This window comes from Nocardia elegans NBRC 108235 (assembly GCF_001612845.1).
GTDB lineage: Bacteria > Actinomycetota > Actinomycetes > Mycobacteriales > Mycobacteriaceae > Nocardia > Nocardia nova.
Map to the genome: position 1 here is coordinate 242749 of NZ_BDBF01000007.1, position 6000 is coordinate 248748.

A 6000-nucleotide genomic window follows, 5' to 3' on the forward strand; every position below is an offset into this window, starting at 1 on the left:
GCGTTACGAATATGCGCATCTAAACATTAGTTGTCGACTGTGTTGTTTACATCGTCAATGTGCGATGGCGGCATCGGGTGAGTCTGCGCCGTGGGCGGCGATACGAGGGATCTGCTTGGTTGTCACTGCGGCGCCGTTGCTTCGGTGGGACCCGCGGACGGATGAGCGAGTCCACCCGTCTTCGACCGCTGTGGCCGGAGGGGGCAATCGGGTATCGGGGGTGCCGGTGGCTGGTGTCTGCCGCGAATCGTCGATTTTGTGTGGAGCGTCGGGCCGGCGGAGCAGACGGCTGGCGTTGGACCGAACAGATTTGTTCCGTCACAGGAAGAAACGTCCGCCAACCTGCGCCGACCGGAACGGTCCGGGATCAGGACCGAGGGTGCTGATCGACGAGCCATCGGCTTGCTGGATCGGGTTGGGTGGCGCTAAGGCCTACGCTGGTGGGGATCCTTGCTCTTGGTGTGTTTCCCGTTCGTTCGCGTGGTGGGAGGTAGCTCGTGGTGTCGATCGAATCCCAGTTTCGTAGTGTGGCGCGGCTGCTGCGCGCCACACCGATCTTGTCTGTGACCGAAGCGCAGGCTTTGCATCGATATGTCAGCCAGCTCGATGTCGACTTCGAAGGCGAGAGCTGCGGAGCGTTGGAATGGCGGGAAAGAGTCGCGCCGCTTCGGGATTCGGTGATCGCGGAGGTGTGCGCGGCGGTCGCTGAGGCACACAATGTGAAGATGAGAGCCGACCTGGCCGCCGTGCAGCAGGTGCGTCGCCCGATCTCGGGCAGCCTCGACCGCGGCGCCCGCATCGAGCCGGGTCGGTCACCTGGCGCCGCTGCGCCCGCTCTGCCCCGCCGCGTTCGGCCCAGCGCCATGCCGTCGGGTGAATGACACACTGGGCAAACGACCGAGAGTGCCAGCAGATCACCGTCATGGGTGCTCGCCATTGCGGAGTCCTTGCGCTCCTACTTGCTGGAGGCGGCCGCGTTGCCGCCTCCAGCGGCGCTGACAAGCACAGGCCAGGTCCGGCCAGTACGCCGAGGGCCACACGACGCCCCGGACGGTCGCACCCCGTGGATCCGCCTCGGCGACATCGCGGTCTCCTGCGTTGATGACGTCATTCTCGTGTCCTATCGCTGGAAGCCCGACAATCCGGCGACCGCGTCGCGATATCGCCTGCCGCTTACCGACCTTCCGAGCGCCGTTGGTCATCAGTGACGCCGGTGCGCTCAACACCCTGACCCGGCTACTGCCCGACCAGACTCCCGAAGCCAGGCTTCAGATACCGTTCTGATCGGACCTCATCGGAGATCCGTGCCGGTGGCAGGCCGTTCTCGTGCTGCCAATGGTATCCGGTCTTGCGTCCGATCCCGCTCCGGCGGGCCGCCTCGACCGGACCCACTCCCGCCAGGATCAGCTCCCAGTACTTCGCCTCCGGTAATCCGCCGGCCTATACCGCCGTAGCGGCTGGGCGGCGCCGGAGCGGTGAGGGCGCCCGGTCGAGGAGGACGTTGTCCGGCACCCGAGACTCGACCTCCGAATTCTCGTATGTTTGCTCAAATATTTTGTTATGCAACAGAATTCGACATCAGCACTGACCGTTCCCGGTTGGGTTTCGGGGTGATGGCGTCGCCGGGTACATCTGTCCTTGGCGTCGGTTTCGAGATACTAGGTGGGCGAACGGAACCACAACACGGGCAAGTGCGAGTGGTCGCCGGACTGGCGATACGCCTGAGTTCGCGAACGCCGCCTTGCGTTGCGCAGGTAACGGAGACTATGTCGTTTCCTTGCCGATTCGTTTCCGGATGGATTCCTGGTAGATGTCGGCGTGGGTTCGGGAGTCCTTGATCAGGTCGTCGGCGAAGGCTGCGATATCGGTGCCGAGGAGTTCGGTGGCGCTTTTGCCGTCTGCGACTCCTCGCTCGAAGAAGTCGACGATTCCCGAGAGCAGGTTGCCGTCGGTGAGTTCGACCGGGCCGACCTTGAAGAAGTACTTCTGGATCTCCTCGTAGACGATCTGGTAATCGGCCGGGAGTGTCTTGACACGGGCGAGGTGTGCCCGCCACTGCTTCTTGCCTTCTATGACGTCGCGGATGCTCACTTCATGCTCCTATCCGGCCCAGTTTCCGGGCAACGTTCCGGTTCAGTTGTTCGCGCCATTTGTCGCGATAGTCCTTGGCTCGTTCCTGTCCGGCGATCGCCGCGCAGAAGCCCGCGATATCGTCGCCCAGCGCCTCGTGGACACTCTGGCCCTCCGCCGCCGTTTCCTCGAGAAAGCCGAGCGTGCTGTCGAGGATCGGCATCAGGTCGCGGCCGGTGAAGTCCGAGCGCAGCGACAGGTGGGCCTGGATTTCGCTCCACGCCGCTCGATACTCTGGTGGCAGGGTCTCGGCCCGAGCCTGGAAGGCTTTGTATTCTCTGTTTAGATCGCTTCCTGTGATCGTCTCCCAGAAGTTCATGTCCCACTTTCCTTGAGTTCGTTGATGCGCGTCGAGACGTAGTCCCATTTCGCCCAGAAGGTCGCGAGTTCCCTGCGCCCCGCGTCGTTGAGTGCGTAGAATTTGCGCGGCGGCCCGACTTCGGACGGTCGTTTGGTGACGTCGACCAGTTTGTTCTTCTCCAGTCGCATGAGGATGGTGTACACGGTCCCCTCGACGACGTCGGAGAAACCGAGTTCCTGCAGCCGGCGGGTGATGACGTATCCGTAGGTCTCTTCGCTGCCGATGATCTGGAGAACGCAACCTTCGAGCGTTCCCTTCAGCATTTCCGTCAGATTGTTCGTGGCGGCCTCACTTCCCTCAAGCCCACTATTTAGTGGCACTTACTACTGGTAGATAGTAGCACAGAGTAGTGGGCGTCGCGATGCTCGTCACCGGTCCTCGTGCGCTGGGTGAGCGACCTCCCGGACAGCGTCGGCGATGGCGTGGAAGTCCTTGCGGAGGATGTGGTCGTGGTTGCTGGGGACTTTGGCGTGGATGTGGATGTGGGGGTTGCGGGCGCAGACGGCGTCGAGGCTGGCGCGGATGCGTTCCTGCTCGTCTCCTTTGCTTCCGAACGACGATCCGGAGGCGACGACGTATCGGGTGGGGACGGTGATGCTGTCCAGCACCGGACCGAGGGCGGCTTCGCGGGCGATCTTGCCGAGTTCGATATTGCATTCAGCCTGCTGTGCGGCACTGAGGCGCGGGGTGAGGCCGGTCGGGCGCAGGAGTGTGGTGATCGGGCTGAGTCGCTTGAACAGCTTGCGGATGCGCTGTTCCATGGCGTCGTCGAGCCAGTCGTGGGGCTGTGCGCCTTCGACCAGGACCGCGCCCAGGGCCCGTCCGGGATTGCGGGCGGCCCAGTGCGCGCCGACGAAGGCCCCGTAGGACCAGCCGACGACCAGCGCCCGGTCGACGCCGCGGGCTTCCAGGACGGCGTCGACGTCGCGGACGGCGGCCTCGAAGGAGTAGTCCGCGGAGAGTTTCGACTTCTTGCCGCGTCCGCGCTCGTCGAAGGTGATGTGGCGGAAGCCGGGGCCGAGGTCGGCGATGACCCGCTTCCAGTAGCCCTGGGTGGCGAACTGCCCGTTGCAGTAGATGATCGGAAGGCCGGCCCCGCCGGTGTCGGTGACCGCGAGGGCGGTGTCGTCGACGGCGACCATGCCGGTCCAGTTCGAGGCGTTCGAGATGCTGCTGTTCTTCGTCATGCCGATAACTTTCGGTGTCGGGCCTGACACTGCCCTGACAACCGCCTGACACGGTCACCGACACCGCATTTCAGCTGGTCAAGGTATGTTGTGATGGTTGATTTGTCGCAGCGGAATGCAGTCGTGGTGCGCGCCGATCACGATGCCGGCGAGGTCCGCGAGGCCACCGAGGTCGTTGCGGCAACTACGACGCCGAGAACGCCGCCAGCATCGAGACCGTCCAGGCTGCAGGGTGGCCGGAACTCACCGGTGCGCCGAAAAAGATCCCGTTGGCGAAAACGGTGCGGACGAACAAGATCCGCGAACTGGAGGCCTCGAACCTGCCCGAGGCGGAAAAGCCCTTGTGGCGTGAGGCGATGCTGCGCGAGACCCGCGCCGGTGAGTGGATCGATTACCGCCATCAATCATGGGCCTCACCGGCCCTGGTGAACTTCACCGACGCCCAACGCAAGAGCATTCTCGGGCTCTGACGTCACGGGCCCCGCCAGACCTACAGCCGCGCCGACCGCGGGCTCGGCAATAGTTCCCGCCGAGCCGCGGTTTGGACTTCCAGCTGGCGCGGTGCATTTCGAGTATCCCGGCGCGTGGTCATGGGCGGACGAAGGCCTCAGGTTCAGTGGTCAGGAATCTTGCAGGTCTCGGCGGGAGAACGCGTAGGCTCCGGCAGCCGCTGCCGCGATACCGACCGCTGTGAGCATGGCCCCGGTGTTCCAGTTCACCGCTTCGGCCGGCGCACGGGAAATGTGATGGAGGACCGACAGATCCAGCAGCCAGTGGTCGAGGCCGAGGCCGGCGCCGATGATCTCGAGCAGGAACGATCAGGCAACAACTGTGTAGGTGACCAAGCGTGCGAATCGTGGCGGCAGTGCGTGTGCGAGTGTTCCGACGCCCGGGACAAGGATGCCGACCGGGATGACGTTGATTCCGGCAGCCAGCAAGGTGCCGAAGCTCAATCCGGCGTTGGTCACGGCGGTACCGGCCCAGACGAAGACGGCGGCGGCTGTTCCGAGCCCGGCCAGGACTGTGACCGATACGACGAATCGTTGTGCCAGCCACGGCGTCCGGGCAACCGGTCGGGCCGCACCGCCTCGAGCGTGCGCGATGGCGACGAAGAGGCCGCCGGTCTGGTTGGCCCAGATGTCGGTGGAACCCTTGGCTATGAGTCCGACGATGAAGCCGCCGACCGCGAGTCCGACGCCCCAGCCGAGTACGGTGCCTCGCTCGAGCCGATACGCCAATCCCATGGTGTCGTTGAGCAGTCGCGTATGGGCCGGGGCGGTGTCGCGGCCGGGCAGGATGCCGGTGTTGAGGTCGCGGGCGCCGGCGACCCTGATCGTCGCCGCCACCAGCACGGTGACGGTGGCAGCGATCGCCAGCGGCGGTGGCCAGTGGCTGCGAATGAATGGATGCGTCTCATCGACCCAGCCCAGCGGGGTGGCCCAGCGCAGCCAGCGCAGTGAGGTCGTGCTGTATGCGACGACTCGGACCAGGTAGGCCACCCCGAATACTGCCCCCGCCAGCGCGGCCGCCTGCCTGCGACTGCTCGCAGGCTGGCTGCAAAGAGCCCCGACTGCGAGGAACACCGCCGCTGCGGCAGCTGTCGCCGCGGCAGCGAAAAGAGCTGTGGCAACCGAGAATCGAGCATCATGGTAGCGTCCGGTCGCTGTGTAGATCGTCGCTGTCACCGCCCACAGCGCGAGCCACGCGATGCCGAGGCCAGCCAGTGCGGCGGCGGCCGCACGACGGGCGGTGGTCGCACCGGCGAGCAGCACCTCCCAGCGACCGGCGTCCTCTTCACCGCGCAGCGCGCGGGTGGCGGCCAGCAGCCCCCACACCGCGCCGATGATCCCCAGTACGCCGACCGCATGCGTCGCGGCATATCCGGCCGGAGTATCGATGTCGGGTGAGGGTCCGAACAGTGCCGTAAGGCCGATGTTGGTGCCCATCATCGCCACCAGACGCGCGCGGTCCGCGGCCGTCGGGACCCCGCTCAAGGCCCGTGCGGTGGCCGTTTCCGCTCTCGGAGCCTTCCCCCAATTTAGCGTCCCGTATCACGACGCCGGCTCCGCATCGGTGAGAACAACGCCCCAAGGGAATGAATGGCTGACCGAGTTACGACCCCGATTCTCGCCCGGCAAACATCCTGCGCTCTGGATCACTGAACGGGTGGGGCGGTTGTCTCCACGCTCGATCAACGAGGCGTTCGTTTCGGTGAGGGAGGCCGCAGGCTTGGACGACGCTCTCGATGTGCATTGTCTGCGTCACAGTGCTGTCACTCATTGGACCGAATTCGGTTATCCCGCACGGTTTGTGCAGGAGCAA

At 65.0% G+C, this 6000-nt stretch carries 8 protein-coding genes and 1 pseudogene; 3 read left to right on the forward strand and 6 right to left on the reverse strand.

Going from position 1 to position 6000, the window contains the following annotated elements:
- Positions 1-497: 497 nt before the first annotated feature.
- The gene (locus NE2_RS07240) at positions 498-881 is read left to right on the forward strand and encodes a hypothetical protein (RefSeq protein WP_063024980.1); all 384 of its coding nucleotides are present in this window, start codon (positions 498-500) and stop codon (positions 879-881) included.
- A gap of 883 nt (positions 882-1764) precedes the next feature.
- Here NE2_RS07240 and NE2_RS07245 read toward each other — a convergent pair.
- The 4 genes from NE2_RS07245 to NE2_RS07260 form a co-directional block, all read right to left on the reverse strand.
- A complete protein-coding gene (locus NE2_RS07245) occupies positions 1765-2091 on the reverse strand; it encodes a DUF1048 domain-containing protein (RefSeq protein ID WP_063024982.1) in 327 nt (108 codons plus the stop codon).
- Between the two features lies 1 nt (position 2092).
- A complete protein-coding gene (locus NE2_RS07250; protein WP_063024984.1) occupies positions 2093-2449 on the reverse strand; it encodes a DUF1048 domain-containing protein in 357 nt (118 codons plus the stop codon).
- Positions 2446-2754 (reverse strand): PadR family transcriptional regulator, encoded by a 309-nt coding sequence (locus NE2_RS07255; RefSeq protein WP_063024986.1) that lies wholly within the window; start codon positions 2752-2754, stop codon positions 2446-2448. The genes NE2_RS07250 and NE2_RS07255 overlap by 4 nt, the downstream gene beginning before the upstream one ends.
- A gap of 105 nt (positions 2755-2859) precedes the next feature.
- Entirely contained in the window at positions 2860-3678 is an 819-nt protein-coding gene (locus tag NE2_RS07260; RefSeq protein WP_063024988.1) for an alpha/beta fold hydrolase, read from the reverse strand.
- A gap of 281 nt (positions 3679-3959) precedes the next feature.
- On the opposite strand from NE2_RS07260, the gene NE2_RS07265 reads away from it, so the two are divergent.
- On the forward strand, positions 3960-4148 hold the full coding sequence (locus NE2_RS07265; RefSeq protein WP_157110923.1) for a hypothetical protein: 189 nt from the start codon (positions 3960-3962) through the stop codon (positions 4146-4148).
- Between the two features lie 150 nt (positions 4149-4298).
- Here the strand turns inward: NE2_RS07265 and NE2_RS37785 are convergent, their stop codons facing one another.
- Together NE2_RS37785 and NE2_RS36970 are read right to left on the reverse strand one after the other, a co-directional pair.
- Positions 4299-4490 (reverse strand): efflux permease Rv1217c-related protein, encoded by a 192-nt coding sequence (locus NE2_RS37785; protein WP_507755168.1) that lies wholly within the window; start codon positions 4488-4490, stop codon positions 4299-4301.
- A gap of 6 nt (positions 4491-4496) precedes the next feature.
- Positions 4497-5672 carry an efflux permease Rv1217c-related protein gene (locus tag NE2_RS36970; RefSeq protein WP_063024992.1) on the reverse strand — a complete coding sequence of 392 codons (1176 nt, stop codon included), beginning with the start codon at positions 5670-5672 and terminating at the stop codon, positions 4497-4499.
- Positions 5673-5772: 100 nt separating this feature from the next.
- Between NE2_RS36970 and NE2_RS36975 the strand changes: the two are divergent.
- Positions 5773-6000 (forward strand): annotated as a pseudogene (locus NE2_RS36975) (tyrosine-type recombinase/integrase); the annotation flags it as partial.